At 41.1% G+C, this 22,396-nt stretch carries 20 protein-coding genes, 1 tRNA gene and 2 other RNA genes; 6 read left to right on the top strand and 17 right to left on the bottom strand.

Annotated elements, in window-relative coordinates; all coding sequences use genetic code 11:
• Positions 1-13 precede the first annotated feature (13 nt).
• From MKZ11_RS11045 to MKZ11_RS11035, 3 genes are all read right to left on the bottom strand, one after another.
• Positions 14-460, bottom strand: a complete 447-nt coding sequence (locus MKZ11_RS11045) for a GNAT family N-acetyltransferase (protein WP_340794489.1) — start codon at positions 458-460, stop codon at positions 14-16.
• A 129-nt stretch (positions 461-589) separates the two neighbouring features.
• Entirely contained in the window at positions 590-1,462 is an 873-nt protein-coding gene (locus tag MKZ11_RS11040; protein ID WP_340794488.1) for a YitT family protein, read from the bottom strand.
• A gap of 81 nt (positions 1,463-1,543) precedes the next feature.
• A complete protein-coding gene (locus MKZ11_RS11035; protein ID WP_340794487.1) occupies positions 1,544-2,023 on the bottom strand; it encodes a metal-dependent hydrolase in 480 nt (159 codons plus the stop codon).
• A gap of 144 nt (positions 2,024-2,167) precedes the next feature.
• Here MKZ11_RS11035 and ssrS (MKZ11_RS11030) point away from each other — a divergent pair.
• Together ssrS (MKZ11_RS11030) and ssrS (MKZ11_RS11025) are read left to right on the top strand one after the other, a co-directional pair.
• Positions 2,168-2,359: non-coding RNA, 6S RNA (ssrS, locus tag MKZ11_RS11030), on the top strand.
• 67 nt (positions 2,360-2,426) lie between these two features.
• Positions 2,427-2,618: non-coding RNA, 6S RNA (gene ssrS / locus MKZ11_RS11025), on the top strand.
• 110 nt (positions 2,619-2,728) lie between these two features.
• On the opposite strand, the gene MKZ11_RS11020 is transcribed toward ssrS (MKZ11_RS11025), so the two are convergent.
• The 4 genes from MKZ11_RS11020 to MKZ11_RS11005 all read right to left on the bottom strand — a co-directional run bounded on the left by MKZ11_RS11020 (position 2,729) and on the right by MKZ11_RS11005 (position 7,766).
• Positions 2,729-4,306 carry an FAD-dependent oxidoreductase gene (locus MKZ11_RS11020; RefSeq protein WP_340794486.1) on the bottom strand — a complete coding sequence of 526 codons (1,578 nt, stop codon included), beginning with the start codon at positions 4,304-4,306 and terminating at the stop codon, positions 2,729-2,731.
• A 299-nt stretch (positions 4,307-4,605) separates the two neighbouring features.
• Positions 4,606-5,397: a DUF2935 domain-containing protein gene (locus MKZ11_RS11015; RefSeq protein WP_340794485.1), complete on the bottom strand. Its 792-nt coding sequence runs from the start codon at positions 5,395-5,397 to the stop codon at positions 4,606-4,608.
• A 169-nt stretch (positions 5,398-5,566) separates the two neighbouring features.
• Entirely contained in the window at positions 5,567-5,743 is a 177-nt protein-coding gene (locus tag MKZ11_RS11010) for a hypothetical protein (RefSeq protein WP_340794484.1), read from the bottom strand.
• 70 nt (positions 5,744-5,813) lie between these two features.
• The gene (locus tag MKZ11_RS11005) at positions 5,814-7,766 is read right to left on the bottom strand and encodes an aconitate hydratase (RefSeq protein WP_340794483.1); all 1,953 of its coding nucleotides are present in this window, start codon (positions 7,764-7,766) and stop codon (positions 5,814-5,816) included.
• A 216-nt stretch (positions 7,767-7,982) separates the two neighbouring features.
• Between MKZ11_RS11005 and MKZ11_RS11000 the strand changes: the two genes are divergently transcribed.
• Positions 7,983-9,239 (top strand): cytochrome P450, encoded by a 1,257-nt coding sequence (locus MKZ11_RS11000; RefSeq protein WP_340796974.1) that lies wholly within the window; start codon positions 7,983-7,985, stop codon positions 9,237-9,239.
• Between the two features lie 853 nt (positions 9,240-10,092).
• On the opposite strand, the gene MKZ11_RS10995 is transcribed toward MKZ11_RS11000, so the two are convergent.
• A tRNA-Asn gene (locus MKZ11_RS10995) sits at positions 10,093-10,164 on the bottom strand.
• 164 nt (positions 10,165-10,328) lie between these two features.
• Positions 10,329-10,499, bottom strand: a complete 171-nt coding sequence (locus MKZ11_RS10990) for a hypothetical protein (RefSeq protein WP_340794482.1) — start codon at positions 10,497-10,499, stop codon at positions 10,329-10,331.
• A 286-nt stretch (positions 10,500-10,785) separates the two neighbouring features.
• On the opposite strand from MKZ11_RS10990, the gene MKZ11_RS10985 reads away from it, so the two are divergent.
• Together MKZ11_RS10985 and MKZ11_RS10980 are read left to right on the top strand one after the other, a co-directional pair.
• Positions 10,786-11,343, top strand: a complete 558-nt coding sequence (locus MKZ11_RS10985) for a DUF1273 domain-containing protein (RefSeq protein WP_340796973.1) — start codon at positions 10,786-10,788, stop codon at positions 11,341-11,343.
• 418 nt (positions 11,344-11,761) lie between these two features.
• Positions 11,762-12,487 carry a glycerophosphodiester phosphodiesterase gene (locus MKZ11_RS10980; protein WP_340794481.1) on the top strand — a complete coding sequence of 242 codons (726 nt, stop codon included), beginning with the start codon at positions 11,762-11,764 and terminating at the stop codon, positions 12,485-12,487.
• A gap of 229 nt (positions 12,488-12,716) precedes the next feature.
• Here MKZ11_RS10980 and MKZ11_RS10975 read toward each other — a convergent pair whose 3' ends face one another.
• From MKZ11_RS10975 to MKZ11_RS10960, 4 genes are all read right to left on the bottom strand, one after another.
• Entirely contained in the window at positions 12,717-13,421 is a 705-nt protein-coding gene (locus MKZ11_RS10975) for a gamma-glutamyl-gamma-aminobutyrate hydrolase family protein (protein ID WP_340794480.1), read from the bottom strand.
• 33 nt (positions 13,422-13,454) lie between these two features.
• The gene (locus MKZ11_RS10970) at positions 13,455-15,113 is read right to left on the bottom strand and encodes an FAD-binding dehydrogenase (protein ID WP_340794479.1); all 1,659 of its coding nucleotides are present in this window, start codon (positions 15,111-15,113) and stop codon (positions 13,455-13,457) included.
• Between the two features lie 159 nt (positions 15,114-15,272).
• Complete coding sequence (locus MKZ11_RS10965; RefSeq protein WP_340794478.1) at positions 15,273-15,599, bottom strand: thioredoxin family protein; 327 nt, start codon at positions 15,597-15,599, stop codon at positions 15,273-15,275.
• A 251-nt stretch (positions 15,600-15,850) separates the two neighbouring features.
• A complete protein-coding gene (locus tag MKZ11_RS10960; protein ID WP_340794477.1) occupies positions 15,851-16,357 on the bottom strand; it encodes a DUF3231 family protein in 507 nt (168 codons plus the stop codon).
• Positions 16,358-16,563: 206 nt separating this feature from the next.
• On the opposite strand from MKZ11_RS10960, the gene MKZ11_RS10955 reads away from it, so the two are divergent.
• Positions 16,564-17,550 (top strand): M23 family metallopeptidase, encoded by a 987-nt coding sequence (locus tag MKZ11_RS10955; protein WP_340794476.1) that lies wholly within the window; start codon positions 16,564-16,566, stop codon positions 17,548-17,550.
• A 93-nt stretch (positions 17,551-17,643) separates the two neighbouring features.
• On the opposite strand, the gene MKZ11_RS10950 is transcribed toward MKZ11_RS10955, so the two are convergent.
• From MKZ11_RS10950 to MKZ11_RS10935, 4 genes are all read right to left on the bottom strand, one after another.
• Positions 17,644-18,408 (bottom strand): class I SAM-dependent methyltransferase, encoded by a 765-nt coding sequence (locus MKZ11_RS10950; protein WP_340794475.1) that lies wholly within the window; start codon positions 18,406-18,408, stop codon positions 17,644-17,646.
• Between the two features lie 114 nt (positions 18,409-18,522).
• Positions 18,523-18,981 (bottom strand): NUDIX domain-containing protein, encoded by a 459-nt coding sequence (locus MKZ11_RS10945; protein ID WP_340794474.1) that lies wholly within the window; start codon positions 18,979-18,981, stop codon positions 18,523-18,525.
• A 177-nt stretch (positions 18,982-19,158) separates the two neighbouring features.
• On the bottom strand, positions 19,159-21,195 hold the full coding sequence (locus MKZ11_RS10940; RefSeq protein WP_340796972.1) for a prolyl oligopeptidase family serine peptidase: 2,037 nt from the start codon (positions 21,193-21,195) through the stop codon (positions 19,159-19,161).
• Between the two features lie 144 nt (positions 21,196-21,339).
• Entirely contained in the window at positions 21,340-22,356 is a 1,017-nt protein-coding gene (locus MKZ11_RS10935) for an LLM class flavin-dependent oxidoreductase (protein WP_340794473.1), read from the bottom strand.
• Between the last annotated feature and the right edge of the window lie 40 nt (positions 22,357-22,396).

Raw genomic sequence — 22,396 nt, 5'->3', positions numbered from 1 at the left:
CCACTGACAGATGCTACAATTTCATCAAATGCGTCGTCTCAGAAGCGGAGTCGTCCAGTTCGAATCCGTTTGCTCTATAAAAAGCATCCGCTTTCGAAGATTCAGTTCGCACCGTCATTTCATTGAAAGTGCCACGGGAATAATCCACGATTTCTTTTAGTAAAAGAGAACCTACACCTTGACGCCTCGCATCATCCAACACATAAAATCTTTGCAAACGCGCAACATTCGTATCTTCAGTGAATGGCGATTGATTCACTCCGCCTATTGCTACTACTTCGCCATCTCCATTGTGAACAGCTAACAGCGCTTCGCCCGGTTTGTTAAACGTGTTTGTTCCATCCTCATAATCATTGACTAGTCGTGTTAAAAATCGGTACCCTTCCGTTTCGCTTTCTTTTACTAAATGAGAAATATCGATTGCTTTTAGATCCTCAACTTGCTCCACCTTGTACGTCATTTCTATTCCTCCTATCAATCAAATGATTGCAACATACAGTTAATTTCGACAAATGGAGGAGAAAAACCTTTATAATAAACAAAAATGACCTGTATGCGAAATTTCCGCAACAGGTCACATTTAACGATTTCATTTCACGTTATCTTCATCAAATTGCGCTTTAGAAAAGCCACGACCGAGTATTTCGGAAGCATTCAGAAAGATGACAAAGGAGGTAGGTTCTTTTGTTTGGAGCAGTTTTTTGAAGTAAACGGCCTCTGATTGTTCGACGACACAGAGAATCATTGTTTTCTCTTGATTGGTATAGCCGCCAATTGTTTTAATTTTTGTTAATCCGCGATTGATATCATTTTTGATAATACCTTGGATTTCCTCTTCTTTATCCGTAATGATGAGTACCAATTTGGTCGGCGACGTTTGCAACTGGACAAAATCAATCACCTTACTCGTAACATAAATTGCTATCATTGCGTAAAGTGCAAGCTCAAAGTTGAAGACAAATGCTGAAGTAACGACTACTAGTCCATCTACAAGCAATTGCGAAAAACCACTTGACAGGCCGGTGTATTTCTTGACCAATTGAGCAATTAAAGCAGTACCCCCCGTCGAACCATTTCCTCTATATACGATGCCAAGGCCGACCCCCAGCATAATTCCTCCATATATTGCACTTAATAGTGGATTGTCGACAGACAGCTTCATGTCGGCTGATAACCAGATGACAAACGGAACGAAAAACGTGCCGACAAGCGTTTTTAAACTGAATTCTTTACCGACAAGTAAGACTCCGAGCAATAATAATGGAATATTAATGAGCCATTGCACATAGGCCGGATTAAATTGAAATAGTTCATATAAGATTGTACTGATCCCTGAAACCCCGCCTGCGGCTAACTTGGAAGGCAACAAGAAAATATTGAAGGCCAATCCAACGAGCGCAGCACCAAAGATAATTTGTATATATTCAAATAAAATCGTTTTTCGAAACTTTTGTATTGCCATTTTTATGCTCCCTCTCTTTCACCTTTTCCATTCTAACAAAAAGCAGGCTATGACATCATCTTTTTTCAAAATCAGCTTCAATTATAAGTAGTAACTGAATGCTTTGTATCCGAAATAAAATGATAGGAGCGATAAAATGCTGAACACAATGTTTTCTACCCCGCCGCCAGTTCTTGTCGTCAATGGAAAGCGTACCGTCATGCTGAGTGGGAAAAGTAGTTTGATACCATTTTTCGTCGCCATATCCAAGATATAATGGCTTACCATTCCCGCCAAAAATCCTGCCTTTACAGCCTCGTTTGGAATGAATGCATTCAGTAAGGAAGCGACGATAACTAGAAATAACAAACTATGTGTAAATGTGCGATGTCCAAATAGCATATTAATCAGTTTTGATAATAGCGGTAATTTTCTTCCGATCTTACTGCCGCCGTGACAGATGTCAGGAAGCAACGCCCCGATCACCCCAGCCCCCAGCATGATAACCGGATCATGATTTGTAATTTGTGCATAAGCAAGACTTGCTGCAATGCCGCCTACGATGTGTGTTTTCCCTGTCATGCTTATTCTCCTTTTCATCTAAAATCTATCCTTAACCAGTATAAACGTTGTTACGTTGCCTGGCACGCAAACCATTCAAAAATTTCTCGATTGATTCCCAACAATTTCATTTGAAAATACGAATCGGATGATGTACACTATGTTTACAAGCTGCGTTGTTCGTATACCCATTAAGTTTTAACCTTTAAGCTGTAAACGGGAGTTTTACCTAGAAACAGGAATGGCATAACCAGTTCTTTCGATAACTGGGACATACAGGATTGTTTCTGCGAACACCCACTTGGAGAAGTGGTGGTTTAAAACTTTCTAAGACCATACGGCAAAGGCGGCTGATCTTTACAAAGCTAAAAAAGTTTCCACTATTTTCATTTGATAATACACTTTGATTGTTATATACTCTATATAGAAGCTGCGTTGTTCGTATATACATTAAGTTTTAACCTTTAAGCTGTAATCGGGAGTTTTACCTAGAAACAGGAATGGCATACCCAGTTCTTTCGACAACCGGGACATACAGGATTGTTTCTGCGAACACCCACTTGGAGAAGTGGTGGTTTAAAACTTTCTAAGACCATACGGCAAAGGCGGCTAAGCTTTATAAAGCTATTAGCACCAATGATGCATCATCCTTCACTGGATGATGCTTTTTATATTTCTAAAAGAAAAAAACAGCAGTAGAAGCTCACTGCTGTTAGCTATTTACTATCAATAACCTGAGTCTTCGGATGTAAGATTATCAATCATTTTATAATCATATTTTTGTAACGGTTTTTCAGCGGGACCTTCAATTACTTCGCCTGTAAATGAAAATCGAGAACCATGGCACGGGCAATCCCAAGTGCGATCACCATTGTTCCATTCGACTTCGCATCCGATATGGGTACAGGTTGTATCTACGATATGCAATTTGCCTTCATCATCTTTATAGGCACCTTTTCTATGACCTTCAAGCGTAATAACGGCACCTTCCCCGTTAGATAAGTCTTCCGGCTTTGTTTTGGGTGAATCTAACTTTCCTTTAATTATTTGGCCGACAACATTCGCGTTCTCTACTAAAAAGTTTTTTAAACTTGGATGTGCATAGAAACGTGAAGGCGTATATAATTTTTCAAAAGTGTTCTCTTTACCCAAAATCATATCCCGGAATAATAGTGCAGCTGCCGTTCCATTGGACATTCCCCATTTCCGAAACCCTGTCGCAATCAAGATATTCGGTTGTCCAGATGTTAATTCACCGATATAAGGCAGTTTGTCTAACGTCACTAGATCTTGGGCCGACCACCGGTAGACAATCTTTTCCAGCCCAAAAACTTCCTCACCAAAACTCTCCAACGCCTTGTAATGTTCCATCGTCTCTATCCCTTGACCAGTCTTATGACTTTCCCCGACAATGAGCACCATTTCTTCTCCGTTAACCGTTACAGATCGGAGTGAACGTGTTGGCTGATCGGCACTTATATATATTCCATCGGGAAATTTCTTTTTTGTTTTGACTGTAAGGGCATAGGATCTATCTGCATGCATCCTTGTAGAATAAAGTCCAAGTCCCTCATAAAACGGAAAATGAGAGCAAGCAAGAACATGATTGGAAGTAATACGAGGACCCTCACGGGTAAGTACGACTGGTTGTTCTCCAGTCTCAATATTTACCGCAGTTGTGTTCTCAAAAATTAATCCGCCTTTTTCCGTGATAAGTTGAAGTAGGTGGACCAGATATTTTGTTGGATGAAACTGCGCTTGTTTTTTCATAACAAGTACCTTTTGGAAATCTATTTCAAAAGGAATACTATCAACCAATCCTCCCTCTATGCCGATCTTTTCATAAGCTTCCGCTTCCTTTTCAATCTTGCGCGCGTATTTCTCGGTAGTAGCGTATATGTACGCATCTTGCGTGCTAAAATCACAATCAATTTTATGTTGATCCACTGTTTCTTTGATAAAGTTAAGCGCTTCCGTGTTCGCCTCATAATATAAACGTGCATTGCTTCTTCCGATATTACGAATAAATTCATCGTATATTAAATCATGTTGTGCTGTGATTTTGGCGGTCGTGTGACCAGTTGTCCCATTCAACACTTTTCCCGCTTCGATAATAGCGACCTTCAAGCCTTCATTCACTAACAGATAAGCGGATGTAATCCCCGTAATTCCCGCCCCTACAATAATGACATCAACTTGAATATCCTCCTCTAAACTTGGAAACTTTGGAAATTCAATATCCGTCCTCCAATAGGATTCAGTATCCAGTGGTAACTTTCCATTTTCTTTATTAGTATGGGTCACAATAAATCCTCCATTCAATACTCAGATAGTAGTAGGATTCCCGTACGCCTTCGGATTATACAAAGTTGGATTTATTAGTCGTGTCTGTCGTTAATAGTTATGAAAAACAATTTCCTAACTATGAAAAGCCATAGATAAAACCCGCGAAATCGCGCCGGCATTAAAAATGGGCCGATTCAGGGAATCTATGGCATAAATGTTCTTTTTCAAATTTTAATGGTGTTTTAAGCGTCTTGTGGCTTTGAGATACTGATTCACCATGGGATATTGGCTAAAAATACGCTACGAATAAAAAGTTATTATGTTATAATCTCTTCCTCCAAGTTTCTCCATAAATGATGGGCTTCCCTGGCTATATGTTCTAACAAATCGGGTGGAGATGTTGTAGCGATAGCACATGTTTTGATTAGCTCATCTAGTTCTAATTTAAATTCTTCTAGACTCTTAGCCTCCTTAATAATCATTTCCTTGAAATGTGTTAAAATTGGCAGCGTTTCATTGCGCGGTTTGCGTATCATAGTTTTAAGAGCGGTTGCCTGCATTAATAGCCGTTCAAATTTTTGCATCATATTTGTTACTTGAAAGTTCACTTCATAATTCGATACATCTGAATAATGACGTATATAGCCTAAATGATCTGCCATTTGTCTCAACCAAAATACAGTTTCATGTATAATAGCGTCTGAAGGTGAAACTCGACCGCCACTTTCCATTAGCTTAAAGACCCTTTGGGACTCTTCGGCCTCTCGAACCATGTGATCCAGAAGAGATACTGGCGTTGAAATAATAACATCACAGTGTAATGACCTATCCATTGTATCGGCCAGCAGACTGTGAAATTCACTCGTAGCATGTTGAGCCTCATTAATTAATGTACCTAGATCTCCTTTTTTCGACTCTGCCTTTTGCCAGATAATTCCCAAGCGCTGAATATTATTTAGGTTTGCACGAGCCAGTTCTGTTTCATAATGGCTTATTTCTCTATCCAAAAATCGACCATGGTCATAATCGTTCCGTAACCAAAAAGCGATAATCCCATAGGCATCTCTTTCATAGTTATCCGTGTACGCCAATTCAACACTCCATTCCAATTAGTAATTACACTGCCATGATATGCTAGGCGTTTCCTAAAATGTACCTATGGCAATTTCTTTACCAATCTTTCTACAATGAGTAAGTTAGGAAGAGTACCATGAATGCAAATGCTTATCTTTAAAAAAAGTAAGGCTACACGGATTGCGTAGCCTTACCTCTTGACATTCAATCCAATAAACGATTGTTTTCATCGACAGCCATTACCCTTGTTTCTTGAATATCATGTTCGGTATAAGACATTATGACTGAATTACATAAAGTACAATGGTATTTCCATCCTTCATCATCAGAAAGCAGTCCTGTTCCATCGCAAGCTTTACACATATTTTCACCTCCACTCATTGGTATCTCATCCCTCTGAAGAATTGTTTACATTTAGGATGGACGACATATGGCAATTCATACAAAGTTATTACATGGGTTGCTGCTGGCTTTTCACCCAGTTAATCATGCCGCCTTTTAACATGATGTCAACCTGGCGTTCTGTGAGCGTATGTTTAACTCGAATGAATTGATCAGTTCCTTCAATCTTAATGTCGAATTCATTGCCTTCTTGTATTTTGCTTCTCAAATTAGATAATCCCAAGATATCGCCTTGTTTCAATCTGTTATAATCGGATTCATTTACGAAAGTTAATGGTAAAATCCCAAAGTTCACGAGGTTTTGCCAATGAATCCGGGCAAAGTCTTTAACTAGAGCGACACGAAGCCCCAAATATCTCGGGGCTAGCGCTGCATGTTCACGGCTAGATCCTTGACCGTAGTTAAAACCGGCCATGATTGCGTGACCTCCATACTTAACGCTTTCCATCCCACGCTCGTAATAGGTTTTATCAATCATTTCAAACGCAAATTTACTTATTTCAGGTAGATTACTGCGAAAAGGTAAAACACGTGATCCACCTGCAAGTATTCCATCTGTGGAGATGTTATCGCCCATTTTCAACAAGATTGGCACTTGAAGATTATCCGGCATTTCATCCATAATTGGAATGGAGGCAATGTTTGGCCCTTTGTGCATAATCACTTTTCTTGCTTCTTCAACTGGCAGGGGCGCATCCAACAAATTCAAATCGACTGTCGGATTTTTTATCGCTCGAACTTTTGGCGCACGAAGACCTAAGGTTCTTGGATCTGTAATTACTCCGGATAAGACAGATGCTGCCGCTGTTTCAGGCCCGCATAGATAGACACTATCTTCAACTGTTCCCGAACGCCCAGGGAAATTTCTTGGTGTTGTTCGCAAACTGTTACGGCCTGTCGCAGGTGCTTGTCCCATGCCAATACAACCGTTACATCCAGCTTGGTGCAAACGGCCTCCTGCTTGTATGAAGCTTGCAATATGTCCTTCAGTGAGTAAGTCTGTCAACATTTGCCTAGACGTCGGGTTAATATCAAATGAAACACCGTCCGCAATTTTTTTATCTTTCACGATTTCGGCTGCTATCGCAAAATCAGCATAACCCGGATTTGCTGAGGAACCGATATATGACTGATAAATAGGAGTCCCGGCAATTTCAGTCACAGGGACTACGTTTCCGGGACTTGACGGTTTTGCAACGAGCGGGACTACTTCAGCTAAATTTATTTCTTCATAAATGTCATATGTTGCACCCTCATCCGCAATTAATTCAACCCAATCATCTTCTCTGTCCTGTCTCTTCAAAAATCTCTTAATTTCACCATCCGAAGGAAATACCGTGCCTGTAGCCCCAAGTTCTGCCCCCATGTTTGCAATAACATGTCGATCCATTGCACTTAACGTATCCACTCCAGGACCGTAATACTCAATTACTCGTCCAATCCCGCCTTTCACGTCATGCCTACGTAACAACTCTAAAATAACATCCTTCGCACTTACCCATTCTTGGAGTTCACCTGTTAATTTGACTCCCCATACCTTAGGCATCCGCAAATAAAATGGCTCACCGGCAATCGCTAAAGCAACGTCAAGTCCCCCTGCCCCCATCGCAAGCATTCCCATACATCCATTTGCACAAGTATGACTGTCTGATCCTAGAAGCGTTTTTCCCGGCTTTGCTAATCTTTGCATATGAACAGGATGACTTACCCCATTTCCAGGCCGACTGAAATAAAGACCAAATCGTTGAGAAGCACTTTGTAAAAAAAGATGGTCGTCTGCATTTTTGCTGTCCGATTGAATAAGGTTATGGTCAACATATTGAGCAGATGCTTCTGTTTTTGCAGTGTCCAACCCCATTGCTTCAAGTTCTAACATAACCATCGTTCCTGTGGCATCTTGCGTTAATGTCTGATCTATCCTTAGTGCAATTTCCGTACCTGGTATCATTTCTCCTGAAATAAGATGACTCTTAATTAACTTTTGGGTACTATTTAATGCCAACTAAATTCCTCCTATATTTAATACTTATGAAAGATAGGACAACTGCATTTGATAGATGATTCCAATCCTTCCTACTTTGTATCTTCATCTTAAGCATATTCCGTAGGTATTAGACTTTTTTGTGGAATAAATATCCCCTTTTATTTTAAATGTGTGGAAAAGAGGGAATGACTAGAATGTCAAGACATCATATATGAATTTTTAAAAGGAGTGGGAATAGACATGAAAATGCCTGTTGATAAGGGGTTAGACAATACGTTCAATCTATTGACGGAGGGGTATTCTTTCATCCAAGAGAGATCTGAAGCACTCCAATCAAAAGTATTTGAAACGCGGTTGATGGGTAAGAAAATGGTCTGCATGACAGGGAAAGATGCAGTCCGTCTATTTTATGATACAGATCGTTTTCAGCGGGAAGGCGCGGTTCCGAAACGGATTCAAAAAACACTTTTCGGACAAAATGGTGTACAAACACTGGATGGTGAGAAGCATAAAATACGTAAACTCATGTTCCTATCACTCATGACGGAATCAGCGTTGAACCGACTTACTGCTATTACGACAGAACAATGGAGATTGAAGGCTCAACAGTGGACAGGACAGGAAAATGTGGTTCTCTTTGATGAAACGGAAGAAATTCTTTGCCGCGTTGCTTGCTTATGGGCAGGCGTTCCATTGAAAGAACCAGAAGTGCAAAGCCGTGCGTATGACCTTGGAGCGATGATTGATGCAATCGGAGGCGTAGGACCGCGCTATCAAGAGGGAAAAATGGCGAGAGAGCGTACAGAATCATGGATTAGCACAATCATCGAGAAATTTCGTGATGGCGCTATGGAAGCAAAGGAAGATACCGCAATCCACACGATTGCTACACACCGCGATGAAGCCGGTCGCCAACTCAATACACAGATAGCCGCAGTAGAACTCATTAATATACTCCGACCGGTAGTCGCTGTTGCCAGATTTATTACGTTCGGCGCACTTGCTCTACATGATTATCCAATGTACAAAGAGAAACTTAAAGAAGGCGATGCCGAGTTCTCGGAAATGTTTGTTCAGGAAGTCCGCCGCTATTATCCGTTTACCCCTTTTCTGGGCGCGATGGTCCGTTATGATTTTGAATGGAACGGATTTCATTTCAAGAAAGGAACAACGGTTTTAATTGATTTACATGGTGTGAATCACAATCCCGAACTTTGGGAAACACCATATGAATTTCGACCGGAACGCTTCAAAGATAGAAAAAAAGATCTTTTTGATTTTGTACCGCAAGGCGGAGGTGACCCAAAAACCGGGCATCGTTGTCCAGGAGAAGAAGCAACTGTTAAAATAATGAAAGCAAGCTTACATTTCCTTGTCAATGAACTGAAGTACGACGTACCAAGTAATCAGGATTTTTCTGTAGACCCTATTCGGATACCAACTTTACCAAAAAGTAAATTTGTCATACAAAATGTTTCCATTCTAGAGTAAGGATCATTAGAGTTATCTCTTCACTATATATGTTGAACAAATGATACGGCATAGGCGATTTAAAATGGATTGAATCAGAATTCCTGCTAATACCGCTTCGGCGCTTTGTGGATGCCTCCCGCGATAAGCCAGAAAGAAGAGCACTTTCAGTCTTATCGCTCCGGCTACCACGAAGACGCGCCTTCGCTGGATGGTCTATGTGAGATAGCGCATTTCGTTTTCGGGGATGAGACCTACAACCTGGAGTGCCAAAAAGTGAAACTTAATCAGGTGGCGTTTTACTGCCCGTTAATACGAAATAAATCAAGCGAATGTGATCAACGAATGTCCCAATACATGAGGAATGAATTAGAATTCCTGCTAATACCGCTTCGGCGCTTTGTGGATGCCTCCCGCGATAAGCCAGAAAGAAGATCACTTTCAGTCTTATCGCTCCGGCTACCACGAAGTCGCGCCTTCGCTGGATGATCTTTTTGAGAAAGCGCATTTCTTTTCCAGGGATGAGGCCTACAACTTGGAGTGTGTCTTTCTTGACTCTAATTCTATATGTTGAACTATTGAATCCGGTGTATAAACTGAGCGAAGGCGCGGCAAAGGGGTAGCCGAAGCCGTAAGACTGGATGCGAAGCGCTAATCCAGGCTTACGGCGAAAGGCATCCCCAAAGCGCCAAGCGATCTGAAATCCACACCCCGAATTACACCTCTCTCATTATTGAGCGCCAGTTTCCCCAAAATGGCACGTCCAGCACCATGTATACCTGTCACACTATCTGATTCTTAGTACGTTTTTAAAATTACGTACGCATAGAAAAACCTCTACTCGATTGAGAAGAGGTTTGTTAAAAAGTATAGACTCCGGAGGTAGGAATCGAACCTACGACCGATCGGTTAACAGCCGATTGCTCTACCGCTGAGCTACTTCGGAATAGTAAATAACCTTACAGAACTCATTCTAACCAAATAACTTATCGTTATTCATTTTTTCTCTAGGCGTAAATAACTTCCAAAAGAGCTTTACTTTAGAAAAACCGACAGAAGCATAACGCTTCTGTCGTCAGATGATCTCCAATAACTAAACCTGCATCTTTTTTAGAAACGGTTTTTGCGGGCATTATTATCATTATTCTTACGCTCTTTGTCCGTGTTTCGTTCCTTAAGCTGATTGACATCAAAATCAGTCCCGAACTCTGTACGATCTTGGTTGTTGTTTTGATTCCTGTTCTTGTTGTCGTTCTGGTTTCTATTTTTATCGTTTGTCATGGATATTCACCTCCGTCCAAACTAATATGTGCAAAGAAAGTTTTTTTAGTCATTGGAAGTTTTTTCATCTCTTTTTATTGAGTAAACAAAAAAATTATGAGTTGATGTAGTAAATGCTAATATAAATCAACGCAAGCGCCTTTCATGTGGCAGCCGGAGCGTTGAGTCTGGCATGTAAATACTTGCCAACGCTAAACCTGAAAAGCCTCACTGTAGTAAAGAGTGCTTTCATGCTAAAATCAGGTGAAACAAGCATTTATTTATATTGCAAAAGGGGCCGGTAATCATTTTAAAACGATTGGTCGTCACAGGTTACAAACCGCATGAACTCGGTATATTCGATGACAAGCATCCGGGAGTACGATTCATTAAAAAAGCATTGAAAAAACGGCTTGTCGCCTTGCTCGATGATGGTTTGGAATGGGTTATTATCAGCGGTCAGCTGGGGATTGAGACGTGGGCAGCGGACGTCGTCATCGAGTTAAAAAAAGAATATACTGAGTTGAAATATGCTGTTATCACTCCTTTCAATGAACAGGAGAAAAATTGGAACGATATGAAAAAGGAAAAATATCATACAATCATTGCCTTGGCTGATTATCATACGAGTCTAACGAATAGGCCCTATGAAGCTCCTTGGCAATTCATCGAAAAAGACAAGTTTTTCATGCGTAATTCTGATGGAATACTCATTGTCTATGATGAGGAAAATGACGGCTCGCCGAAGTTTGTAAAAAAAGCAGCAGAAAAGTACGCGGAACGTTTCGATTACCAAGTCCTCACAATTAGTGCAGATGATTTGCAAGTGATTGCTGAGGAAGAACAAATGAATGAATGGCAATAAGATATATTATCCCTTGACGCTTCCCTATTCTTATGATAAGATGATTCTTGTTAACAATAAGGTAATGCTTAAGATTTGAATATCTGGCATTCTACGTACTGTTTTTGAGAATACTTATTCACACTGGCGCGGCTAAAGGGTCGCAAGGACGTAAAAGTAGGTAGGGTTTACGTTGCTTAAGTTAGAAAGCACCCAGTGGAACAATGACCGCGGCACTGAAAGCTTATCCTTTCTATGGAAATTATTCCCCGAATAATCGGGATGAAAAATTAAGTTCAAAAGTATAGTGTTACCTGAAAAATAAAGGGATGCTCCTCAAATGGGAGCATCCCTTTTCCAATTTCATTTTTTCCTAGTTATAAAATTGCCTTGTTGTAAAGTTCATATTACAATACAGAAAAAAGAAGGTGGTTATGAATTGGATATTTACGCACACAGGGGTTCATCGGGCACACATCCGGAAAACACGATTGCTGCCTTTTACGAAGCTTCCCGTCTTCCCATTTACGGTGTAGAATTTGATGTTCATTTAACTAAAGACGGTGAACTCGTTGTCATTCATGATGAAACAATCGATAGAACTTCGGATGGTATGGGATTTGTGAAAGATATGACGTTTGCTGAATTAAGGACTTTTGATTTTGGTAGCTGGTTTTCTAATAAGTGCCAAGGTGAATTGATTCCGACGCTACGTGAAGTCCTTGACGTTTTTTCTAAGACTTCCCACCATTTGAATATCGAACTAAAATCGGATATTTTCCCTTATGAGGGAATGCCGGAGAAAGTTGTTGAAATGGTTCAGCAGTTAAAACTCGATACACGGGTCGTCATCTCATCATTTGATCACGGAGCAATTCGGGCGGTGAAAAAAATCGCGCCTCACATCGAAACCGCCGCTTTGTTCATGGAAGTATTAGTCGATCCGCTCGATTATCTGGGTAATATACCTGCAGATGCACTCCATATCTCATTGCCTTCCGCAGTCCGTTCATCAATGAGAAAAGTAGTAGAGGAGGACGCAGTCGTTCGAGTCTTCACAGTCAATGAAGAAAAATATGCAGCAACACTAAGAAAAATCGGTGTCACCGCAATTTTTACAGACCACCCAGAGAAAATGATGAATTATTTGGCTCGAAATAGTTGAGCAGATGACCCGGCTTTTTTATTCCATCATACTCTAGATTGTGTTGTCATCTTTCTGATAAACATAATTTACATCCATCTGTCTGTTGCATAGTTTGCCGAAAATGTTCCGAACTTGATGAAGTGTTGTCTACTTTTCACTCTGCGTTTTAAACGTTCCAGTAAATTTTGATGACTTTCACCGAAATAGTGGTTACTTCTAGGATAACGTTGTCTTCTAGTTATTTTCCTTAATTAGCACAAGCGCGGATGAAACCTTCAAATATACGCAGGGAGGCCGCATCCCCTTTGACCGACAGTAGCTCAGGATGCCATTGGACTCCTAATACGAATTGTTGGTCAGTACCTTCAATTGCCTCTATAATTCCATCGTTCGCCACACCCGTAACTGCGAAAACTGGCGGTACGACTTTCAACGATTGATGGTGGTACGAATTCACTTGAATGCGTTCACTCCCTGCAAGCGTTTCAAGTAAACTTCCTTTTTCTACTTGAACATAATGTGAAGAATGTGTATTAGGTGCTTTTTGCATGTGCTGAAGAATCGGACCTTCGTTTTGTTTATGCAAATCTTGATACACAGAACCTCCAACTGCGACATTCAATACTTGAAGCCCCCTGCAAATACCTAGTATCGGTTTTCCTGTTTTTAACATTCGGCGTGCAAGTTCAAGCTCGATAGAATCTCTGCTCGGTGAGACTTCTCCGAGATATGCATGAGGCTCTTCATTAAACAACATCGGATTAATATCATTTCCCCCGGATAATAAGAGACCGTCAAGTATTCCGATCAATTGATCTACATCCTTCTCAATCCCGACTGGAACAATCAACGGCAAACCACCTGCACGGATGATAGCACGGACATATTCGCTATTAAGGAAGTACTTATCGTTTATCTCCACATCTGCCGTAATTCCAATAACTGGTTTCATCAACAAATCCCCCTTGAACTTACTCATCAGTTTTCATTCACGCGTATAGTCCGCGCATGCCCTTCCCGCTTGTCTTCCGGAAAAAATACAGCCTCCAAGAAATGTCCCTTCCAACGAGCGATAGCCATGGACTCCGCCTCCGCCAAATCCGGCCACTTCACCCGCCGCATATAGTCCCGGTATCGGATTTCCAATCACGTCGAGAACCCGTCCTTCTAAGTTAGTTTGCAAACCGCCAAGCGTCTTTCGACTAACAATGTGTAACCGCACTGCTATTAACGGCCCTTTTTTCGGATTAAGTAGCTTATGAGGAGACGCAACTCTTATTAACTTATCCCCAATATATTGGCGTGCTCCACGTAAGGCCGCAATTTGTAGATCCTTCGTAAACTTATTATCCATTTCCCGATCTCTCGCAATGACCTGCCGTTCGATATCGGCTAGCTTCACTAAATTATCACCCGTTATTTCATTCATTCCAGCGACAAGCTCTGATAATGTATTGGCTACAACAAAATCTTCGCCATTGTCCATGAAGGCTTTGACGGGAGCAGTCGGCCCCGGTAGAGCCCTTTGCAGCACCATTCTAATACTTTTTCCTGTTAAATCCGGATTTTGCTCAGATCCGGATAACGCAAATTCTTTTTCGATAATCGACTGTGTCAAAATGAACCATGAATAATCATAGCCGGTTGCCCGTAATGCCTCTAGTGTACCTAATGTATCGAATCCCGGAAAATTCGGGGATGGCAACCGTTGTCCCTTGGCGTCCAACCAAAGTGAGGAAGGGCCTGGAAGTATACGGATTCCGTGATTTGCCCAGATCGGATTCCAATTTTTCACACCTTCCGTATAGTGCCACATTCGGTCTCTGTTGACGATTCGGCCGCCGGCTTGCTCCGTAATTGCAAGCATCCGACCATCCACATGTGCAGGGACCCCCGAAATCATATCTTTCGGGGGTTCCCCTAAACGGGATGGCCAGTTTTTCCGGATCAGCTCAAGGTTTGCTCCCATACCCCCGCTCGTTACCAATACTGCTTTCGCATAAAACTCAAAGTCACCGATGACTTCCCGTGAACTCGCTTCACCGCGGGCCGCAGAGCTAGGTACAAGTACAGCACCACGTGCTCCCGTAACCGCCCCATTTTCAGTAATCAATTCATCGACACGGTGGCGTGGAAGATAGTCAACTAACCCTTTCTCCAGCGCAATCCTCATTTTATCCTCAAAAGGTTTGACAATTCCGGGCCCTGTCCCCCAAACAATATGAAAGCGGGGGACCGAATTACCAGGCCCTTCAGCTAGATGCCCGCCGCGTTCCGCCCAGCCGACAACGGGGAAGAATCGGACTCCTTGCGCGTGCAGCCATTCTCTTTTCTCGCCTGCCGCGAACTTGACATAGGCTTCAGCCCACTTCTTTCCCCAGTAATCTTCATCCTCATCACGATCAAAACCAGCAGTCCCCTGCCAGTCCTGCCAAGCAAGTTCGTGCGAATCTCTAATACCTAACCTCCGTTGTTCCGGTGAATCAACCAGAAATAATCCACCAAAAGACCACCAAGCCTGCCCGCCAAGAGAAGCCTCCGGTTCTTGGTCAAGCAGAAGAACCTTTTTTCCCTCATTTGTAATTTCTGCTGTTGCCACCAATCCTGCTAAACCGGCACCCACAACAATGGCATCATAGGTCATCGCATTGCCCCCTATCCTCAAGCAGATAAAGTGAAACTCAATCAGTGGGCGTTTTCCTATTCCCCCACTGATTGTTAGTTGAACCATCCGGGCTTATACGGGCAGCTTATCCCCCGCTAACTCTTCTTGTTTCGTTGAAGACGTGAAGTGGGGACCTCACTACCCGTCAATGCGGGATAAACTGTTAATAAATTCTTCAATCTCAGCCTGTGTTTTACGGTCCTTGCTTACAAAACGACCCGCTTCAACACCGCTATGGAACGCTATAAAACTTGGAATTCCAAAAATAGAAAGCTCTCCACACAAATCGATAAATTCATCTCGATCTACATAGTAGAAATGATATTCTGGATAATCTGCTTCGATTCCAGGTAAAATCGGCTCAATCACCCGGCAGTCCGGACACCAATCTGCGGAGAACATAAAAATTGTTCGCTCCTCGTTTTTTAGCTTCTCAAATTGTTCCATTGATTGTAGTTTTTCCATTTGTAATCACTCCTATTTTTAGTTAATGGATACGATTTAATTGTATCATTACCGGAACCACTATTTCATATCTTCAGTTAATTTCCTAGCTACTAACCGCGAAAAAGTATTGGGTACCTGTCACCAAGTCAATTTGATGTCGAATCAACTCTCTTTAATTTTTTATGGATTAGCTTACCATATGAGGTTTCCATTGCGCAATATGAAAAGGACCCTGTCAGCTTAATGACAAGATCCTTTTCACTTCTTTATTAACTTGGGGAGTTTTTATGAAGCGGCGGCGGTATAATCCAACCTTTTGCTTTGTTCAAATTCAGTAATTTAAAGCCAAACAGCATTCTATCTGCATGGAATTTACTAAACATCATTGCAACATCTTCCCGCAGACATTGTCCCATTACTTCACTGCATGACACAAGGCCTTGTCCGACATTAATTGAAACGGCTCCACTGATTTCCGGATCCATAAAACGCGCGCCGACAGGTATATCCTCCGCTTTCGCTTTAGGGCGTTCCGGTAATGACGGTGGCAATGCTAATCCATTCTCTTTTAAAACTTTTTCAAGTTGTTTGTTTTCCGATTGCATCATTTTTACTGCCTCTTCCAAAAGTTCGATGAGATCCTTGTCACCTGCATGATTGACAAATGCCTCATAAGCACTGATTAATCCGTTATTCGCACCAATGAATGCCCATGCTCCTATAACTTCCCCGTAATGTAATGGTTCATCTTTCGGGTTTCCATTTAATATGCCCAAATTCAATCTCCTCTTTTCTTCACATTTTTTATGCATTTCAAAAGTATTATGTGTAGAAAAGCAATTTATATACTCAATTGTGTACTTAAAGGTGACAGTCACCAAGTCAAATTGGAAACAACTCAGAATTGTTTTTAGAACTAGTTCAATTATGAATCAATCCATTTGGGGAATTCTATCTAGACGTATTAAAAGGAGGTTTTTTTGTGCGTCACTGGGTTATTTTACCGACATATGTAATCGCGTTATCACTGCTGTTCTTGGGTGTAGTGTCAGCAAAAGAGGAGCCAACTAAAGAAAAGATTTTAGATGAACGAATGCATTATTATTTACAGTTTGAGAACGTAACTGTCCCATGGTATCATTTAGCCGCCGTTGATCAGTTTGAACGCAATATCCAACAGGTTCGAACTGACATACCAAAGAAAGATGGTCCCGTCGCTATTCAGTTTTTACCGGATTATTGGGTGGGTGCTCTTAATCCCAATAAACAGGATACATCTGCCGAATCGATTGCCTACTTTGGCGGGTATGGACTTGATGGCAATGACGATGGTTTTGCTGATTCAAATAACCCAGAAGATATCCTTTACACCATTGCAACTTATTTAAGCGAATACGGACAGGCTGAAGAAGATTTCAAATTAGCTTTATTGGATTACTATAAGCGCGAAGAAACGGTTACACAAATTATGACGATTGCAAAACTGTATAAACACTTCGAAACATTGGACTTGGACGAACATGCCTTTCCTGTTCCAACGAATTACAATTATAGTTATAAAGGAACATGGGGTGCAAGTAGAGGATGGGGTGGCAGAAGGATTCATGAAGGGACCGATTTATTCGCAGGGTATGGCACTCCCGTTCGAGCCACATCTTACGGAGTAATTGAAATAATGGGATGGAATGAATTTGGAGGTTGGCGGGTGGGTATTCGCGATACGCATAATACGTACCACTATTTTGCCCATTTAGCCTATTTTAATAAAGATATCAAAGAAGGCGATATCGTTGAACCAAGAACCATCATCGGTTCAGTTGGCAGCTCAGGGTATGGAAAAGAAGGAACATCGGGCCGATTCCCTCCCCATCTGCACTATGGAATGTACAAATATAACGGGCGGACAGAATGGGCTTTCGATCCATATCCTTCGCTTAGACTTTGGGAACGACAAGATAAGCAAAAATGAAATCAGTGAAAAGCATGGGTGTGATCACCGATGCTTTTCACTGATTTCAAAGCCATTTTAATGGGATTCTTTATCTAAACCTAACTAATTTCCTTATCCATTTTTCGTTACTTTTATTATAAATGTTGCAGGCACTAATTGAGCTTTTTGAGTTGTGTACCATCCCGTGGGATTATCTGAAATGCTGTTATCAGGTATCACGACATCATCTACTATCTTTTCAATTGTGAAACCGGCTTCAATTAGCGTATTTATATATGTACTTAATTTCCGATGAAATATTACAACATCATTATGCCATGCTTCGTTGTATTCTGGTCCTTCTGTAGTATAAGATTTATTGAAAGTAAACGATGACTGTTCATAAGTCAAACGATCGTGAATAGGATGTTCCCAACTAAATATAAAAATACCGCCTGGTTTTAAATAGTTATGGATATTTGACAATGTACGCTGTAAATCAACTGTCCATCCTAATGCATAAATTGAATAAGCAATATCAAAGTAACAGTTTGGTAATCCTGGGTTTTCCTCCATTGGAGACTCGAATAATGATACGTTGACTTGTTGATTTGACAACAATTTAGTAGCTGTTTCTATTTGTTTTGTTGTTAGGTCTAAACCCCATAGTTCCTTTGCTCCACGGTCACCCATGTATTGTAATGAATGCCCACTACCACACCCTATATCTAATACCTTTTGGTTTGAAATATCACCAAATAAGTTTAGATGTTCTTCATTAGCAGAAAAGGGTCCATATTCTGGAAGAGCCGTTCTTCCAAAAAAACGTTCTGCTGATTTCTCCCAACTTTCCTTATTCAATTTCAAAATTTCATTATTTGCTTCGATGATTAACACTTCCTTTGATTATTCTCAAACTTGCTAACACCCACTAAATCCTATTTTTTACCATCCCTTCTTCAAGCACTGCTGTTGATTAGCTATTTTCTCACATGAAATACTTGGAAGGATTTAATTAATATCACCGACATAAGTTGCAGCCTTTCCACTTTCAAAATAAGAAATTATATGAGTTCGTAAAGCTCTGGGAAATAATTCATATTCCAACAACTCGTTAATCGGTAACCATTCTGTCCCTATTTGACCCTCGTCTGGACTCGTTCCGTTATTAAATAGATCTTGATTGACATTACATATAAACATAAATTCAGTTTGATGTGCATGAGAATGATAGGCAGCTAGTTCATGATTTTTTCCAATGTATTCACGTACAAATAGCAACTCTCTAATTTCAACTTCCGCACCTAACTCTTCTTTGCACTCTCTTTCTAATGCTTGATGAAGATTTTCACCATGTTCTTGACCACCACCTGGAAGAATATAATACGTTCCACCATTTTCATGCATTTTTATCGTTAATAACTTTCCCTCTTTAACTACAATTGCTTTTGCCGAATTTCTTATTCCCATTTTTAATACTCTCCTATCAACGCTCAAAATTCGTTCATTGTACTAATTCACCGGAATAGCTATCCCCTAACCAAAATGGGACCTATCCGCTCTTGCGAATAGGTCTATGATCTTTCCTTTCAGTTTTTTCGTCCCCATCAAAAGAACCCGCTACAATTAGATCGGTGCTATTCCAAGTTAAACTTCAACTCCCAATGTTTTAAACAAGAACGAATACATATCCGTCTGTTCTTCAATGATTTTCACAGTCGGTTTACCCAGTCCGTGTCCGGCATTCTTTTCCACCCGCAGAAGGATTGGATTATTTCCTTGTTGTTCCGCCTGTAACGTCGCAGCAAATTTCATCGCGTGCCATGGAACCACACGGTCATCCGTATCAGCTGTCGTCACAAGTGTCGGTGGATATTCGACCCCTTTTTTGACATTATGAAGCGGCGAATACTTGTACATGAACTCGAAATGTTCCTTGTTTGTTTCAGCATTTCCGTAATCGGTCACCCAATAGCGCCCGACCGTAAATTTATGATAGCGCAGCATATCAGTGACAGGAACGAGGCAAAGTGCCGCCCCGTATAGATCAGGCCGCTGGGTAACGCATGTCGCGACGAGCAATCCGCCATTACTTCCGCCCATAATGGCAAGTTTCTTGCTGTTCGTATAGTTTTGTTTGATCAGCCACTCTGCCGCCGCAATAAAGTCGTCAAAGACATTCTGCTTGTGTCCTAAAGTCCCCGCTTTGTACCATTCTTCGCCGAATTCCCCACCGCCACGCAAATTCGCAACCGCATACACACCGCCAGCTTCAATCCACATGCGTTGTGATGGAGAAAATGCTGGAGTCAAGCTGACATTAAAACCGCCATAGCCATACAAAAGAACAGGATTTTCTCTTGTCAATTCCAACCCTTTCCGGTGTGTCAGGAACATTGGAATACGCGTTCCGTCTTTTGATGGATAAAATACTTGAGTAGTCTCATATCCTGCCGTTTCAAATAACTCCGATGAATTAAATACAGTTTCCAGTTCATCTTTTTCAAAATCATAGTGTGCGATGGTTACCGGCACTAAGTATGAGGTATAGCCAATAAACATCGTAGACGCGGTTTTCTTGCCAGTCAATTCAGAAATCGAAATGTAATCTGGGAGTGACACTTCTTTTTGAAACTGTCCTTCCAAATCATACATACTCAACTTATAATGAGCATTATGCAAATAGCAAACGACAAACTGTTTGTTAAAGATTTTTGCGAATGAAAGAACATCTTCCTGTTCTGGAATAATATCAATCCAATGTTCTTTCCCTGGTCTATCCAAATGAACAGCAATAATTTTTTCCTTCGAGGCCCCATAATTTGTCGTGAAATAAAAGAGCTTCCCTTCATTTCCTATAAATGAATATTCACCATCATCATCTGCCAATAAATGAACGAATCCCGCTTCAGATTGTTCATCACGATAGTAAATACGACTTTTATTTTCTGTTCCTTTCCATACTGATAATATCAAATAACGATAATCATCAGACATTATCGGATTGAAGGATAACTCTTTGTCCGTAGCGTCTTCATAGATTAGGACATCTTCCTCTTGGACCGTGCCGACAGTATGCCAATACACACGGTTATAGTTACTCTCCTCTTCAGGATCTACAGTACCCGGTTCAGGGAATCGATTATAATAAAACCCGCTTCCTTCCTCATTCCATGCAATGCTACTGAACTTGCACCATTTGATAACCTCGGACTCATCCTTGCCTGTCTGCAAATTACGAATCCGTATTTCCTGCCAGTCACTTCCGTTGAAGGAAACACCGTAAGCCAGGCGGTCCCCATCTTTCGTAAACGCAAGATTCGTAATCGCAGCGGTCCCTTCTTCATTCAACGTATTCGGATCAATAATGACTTCTAAATCAGTAGACTTCAAGTCTTGCGTCCGATAGAAAACAGCCTGATTTTGCAATCCATCATTTTTATGAAAATAAATATAGTTGCCTTCTTTTTGCGGTACAGAATACTTTGGGTAATTCCAGGACTTCCTTAATTTCTCTTTTACTATTTCCCGTTCCGGGTACGTTGCTAAATAGTTTTTAGTCTTTTCATTTTGATCGTCTACCCAATTTTTCACTTCTTCAACGTCCGAATTTTCAAGCCAGCGATATGGATCTACAACATCTGTTCCATGAAAATTTTCGATAACTGTTTCAATCTTTGTCATATTGCTCACTATAACTCCCCCTAAATAAACCTCTATCAGCTATATTTTACCATACATTCAATTGATTTGAATGACTCTTCTGAATTTAAACTATACATATAAAAAAACCACAACCCGTTTTCCAGGTTATGGTTTTCAATCTATTCAATCCATCATTTCTGCAATTATTTCATAAGAACGCAAACGGTCTTCCTGATTAAAAATTTGAGAATTGATAATCAGTTCATTTGTTTTGGTTTCTTGAATAAAACTTTCGAGCTTCCGTTTGACCGTTTCAGGGCTACCGACAATTGTTGTTCGTGGATCGAGTGTTTTCTCAATAGATGCCCGTTGATGCGACGACCAAATTTCATCCATATTATCGACAGGTGGCTTTAACTGAGAAGGCATGCCTGTAGTTATGCCGAGGAATTGCAATTGTTGGGAAGTTGCCAACCATTGTGCTTTTTCATCCGTCTCCGCTGCGATGACATTGATACCTAGCATTGCATACGGCTCTTTAAGATATTTGGAAGGCTTAAAGTTTTGATGATACAGCTGCATGGCAGGCAAAGTATAGGCAGGCGCAAAATGACTTGCAAAGGAAAATGGCAACCCTTTCTGTGCCGCCAGTTGTGCACTGAAACCGCTCGAACCAAGGAGCCAGATTGGAATATCGAGTCCTTCACCGGGAAAGGCGCGAACACGAGCAGAACTGTTCGGTTCAAAATAGGCTTGTAATTCAGCTAACTGTTCCGGAAAATCATCTCCGCTGCTTTGCAATGTGCGGCGTAGTGCATAGGCTGTTGCTTGATCCGATCCGGGTGCACGGCCTAATCCCAAATCGATTCTTCCCGGATAAATTGATTCGAGTGTTCCAAACTGCTCAGCGATAACAAGAGGTGCATGATTCGGTAACATGATACCGCCCGATCCTACACGAATCCGTTTTGTTGCTCCAGCAATATGACCGATTAGTACTGAAGTTGCTGAACTTCCAATGCCCGGCATATTATGATGTTCAGCTAGCCAGTAGCGGTTGAATCCTAATTTTTCAACATGCTGTGCCAAATTCGCACTATTTTTAAAAGATTCTCCTGCGTTGCTGCCTTCATTTATGGGTGATAGGTCTAAAACTGAAAATGGAATTGAGTTGAATTTCTTTATTTTATCACTAGCCAAATCTAATCCTCCTTATTTTGTTCTCATAAGAAAGGATAAC

The organism is Sporosarcina sp. FSL K6-1508 (assembly GCF_038007465.1).
Lineage (GTDB): Bacteria > Bacillota > Bacilli > Bacillales_A > Planococcaceae > Sporosarcina > Sporosarcina psychrophila_B.
The sequence above is the reverse complement of the archived record's forward strand: the minus strand, read 5'-3'. Positions and strand labels throughout refer to the sequence as shown.

Excerpts from the sequence above, each read along its gene's own strand:
- MKZ11_RS10990 (WP_340794482.1), bottom strand. The coding sequence starts at position 10,499 with ATGACAAACGATAAAAATAGAAACCAGAACGACAACAAGAACAGGAAT.
- MKZ11_RS11045 (WP_340794489.1), bottom strand. The coding sequence starts at position 460 with ATGACGTACAAGGTGGAGCAAGTTGAGGATCTAAAAGCAATCGATATT.
- MKZ11_RS10975 (WP_340794480.1), bottom strand. The coding sequence starts at position 13,421 with ATGAAACCAGTTATTGGAATTACGGCAGATGTGGAGATAAACGATAAG.
- MKZ11_RS10940 (WP_340796972.1), bottom strand. The coding sequence starts at position 21,195 with ATGACAAAGATTGAAACAGTTATCGAAAATTTTCATGGAACAGATGTT.
- MKZ11_RS11040 (WP_340794488.1), bottom strand. The coding sequence starts at position 1,462 with ATGGCAATACAAAAGTTTCGAAAAACGATTTTATTTGAATATATACAA.
- MKZ11_RS11010 (WP_340794484.1), bottom strand. The coding sequence starts at position 5,743 with ATGAGTGGAGGTGAAAATATGTGTAAAGCTTGCGATGGAACAGGACTG.
- MKZ11_RS10970 (WP_340794479.1), bottom strand. The coding sequence starts at position 15,113 with ATGACCTATGATGCCATTGTTGTGGGTGCCGGTTTAGCAGGATTGGTG.
- MKZ11_RS11035 (WP_340794487.1), bottom strand. The coding sequence starts at position 2,023 with ATGACAGGGAAAACACACATCGTAGGCGGCATTGCAGCAAGTCTTGCT.
- MKZ11_RS10965 (WP_340794478.1), bottom strand. The coding sequence starts at position 15,599 with ATGGAAAAACTACAATCAATGGAACAATTTGAGAAGCTAAAAAACGAG.
- MKZ11_RS10945 (WP_340794474.1), bottom strand. The coding sequence starts at position 18,981 with ATGGGAATAAGAAATTCGGCAAAAGCAATTGTAGTTAAAGAGGGAAAG.